Source organism: Halorubrum tibetense (assembly GCF_042661865.1).
In the GTDB taxonomy this organism is placed as follows: Archaea; Halobacteriota; Halobacteria; order Halobacteriales; family Haloferacaceae; genus Halorubrum; species Halorubrum tibetense.
Genome location: NZ_JBHSWW010000444.1, coordinates 1 through 1,344, shown reverse-complemented (window position 1 = coordinate 1,344; position 1,344 = coordinate 1). Strand labels below are relative to the sequence as shown.

Annotated in this window: 2 protein-coding genes and 1 pseudogene; 2 read left to right on the top strand and 1 reads right to left on the bottom strand. The window is 69.9% G+C overall.

All coding sequences use genetic code 11. The annotated features are described in order from the left end of the window. Positions 1-99, bottom strand: a pseudogene (locus tag ACFQEU_RS16000) (phosphorybosylanthranilate isomerase); the annotation flags it as partial. 110 nt (positions 100-209) lie between these two features. Here ACFQEU_RS16000 and ACFQEU_RS15995 point away from each other — a divergent pair. Both ACFQEU_RS15995 and ACFQEU_RS15990 read left to right on the top strand, forming a co-directional pair. Next, entirely contained in the window at positions 210-563 is a 354-nt protein-coding gene (locus ACFQEU_RS15995; RefSeq protein ID WP_379783779.1) for a 4a-hydroxytetrahydrobiopterin dehydratase, read from the top strand. 109 nt (positions 564-672) lie between these two features. Then, positions 673-1,167 carry a hypothetical protein gene (locus ACFQEU_RS15990; RefSeq protein ID WP_379783777.1) on the top strand — a complete coding sequence of 165 codons (495 nt, stop codon included), beginning with the start codon at positions 673-675 and terminating at the stop codon, positions 1,165-1,167. Positions 1,168-1,344 lie beyond the last annotated feature (177 nt).

The window sequence follows — 1,344 nt, the reverse complement described above, 5'->3', positions numbered from 1 at the left end:
CGAGCCGTCGTCGGGCGCGCCCGGCGCGCCGGGCAACGGCGGGAGGTGTACCATGCCGATGAGCGGGGCGTCGGTGCCGAACGTGGCGTCGAACTCCATGACTCGCCCGAGCACGGGCCCAGACATAACTCCGCCGCCGCGACAGTGTCGGCGGCCGCACTTGCTGTGGGCGCGGAAGCTACAAACGGCTCCGTGCCGAACGGGGACGTATGTCATCCTCACTCGCCGACGAACCCGTCGAGCCGGCCGACGACGACGCGGAACCGCTTTCGGCCGACGGATACGAACCGCTCCTCGAACGCCTCGGCGACGCCTGGACGGTCGTCGACGGTCACCACCTCGAAGCGACGTACGCGTTCCCCGACTTCGAGACCGCGCTCGCGTTCACCAACGACGTGGGCGAGCTCGCCGAGGCGGAGTGGCACCACCCGGACATCCACCTCTCGTGGGGCGAGGTCCGCATCGAGATGTGGAGCCACGACATCGACGGGCTTCACCGGTCCGACTTCGCGATGGCCGCCCGGATGGACCGGGCGTACGCGGCGTACGCCGACGGGGAGTGACAGTCGGGGGTTCGGCCGATCGCCGGCGAATCGCGCGGGCTCGCGACTCCGGGACGGAGCGACGGCGCAACGGACGCATTTAAATCCCTGCCGGCGAAAATACGGGTCAATGAGCGAGAACGTCTTCCTGGTCCCGGTGGACCCGGAGAACTTCGATCGAACGGTCCGGTCGGCGGTCGATCTCACCGAGTACGACGACCGCCCGGAGCCCCTCGCGGCCGTCGACGAGGCCCGCCTGTGGGCCGTCAGCGACGGCAGCGGCAACGACTCCACGTTCGAGCGCATGGGGCCGGATGACCTCCTCCTGTTCTACCACGACGGCGAGTACGTCGCCACCGGCCGGGTCGGCGAGACGTTCGCCGACGAGGACCGGTGGGTCAGCGGCACGTTCTGGACCGCGTTCCCGACGACGCGGGTGTACACGGTGGAGTCGTTCACGCCCGTCTCCGTCCCGAAACGCGGCGTGAACACGATCTTCGACTACTCGGCATCGTACACGCCCGGGTTCATGCGGGTCGCCGACAGTCGCGTGACGCGGGACCTCTCGACGATCGAGACCGCGCTCGACGCCTACACGAAAAAGAACCGGCCGGCGGACGACTGACGGGTCAGCCCCCGGAGGACTGACCGGTCGGCCCCGGACGACTGACCGGTCGCGCGATCGAACCGCCACCGACGGTTCTCCCGTCGATCACGCCGCGTCCAGCAGCGCCTCGTACGCCGGGCCGTACCGCCCGGCGACGGTCGCCGGTCGCGACCGTTCCTCCCCCGACAACGCCGG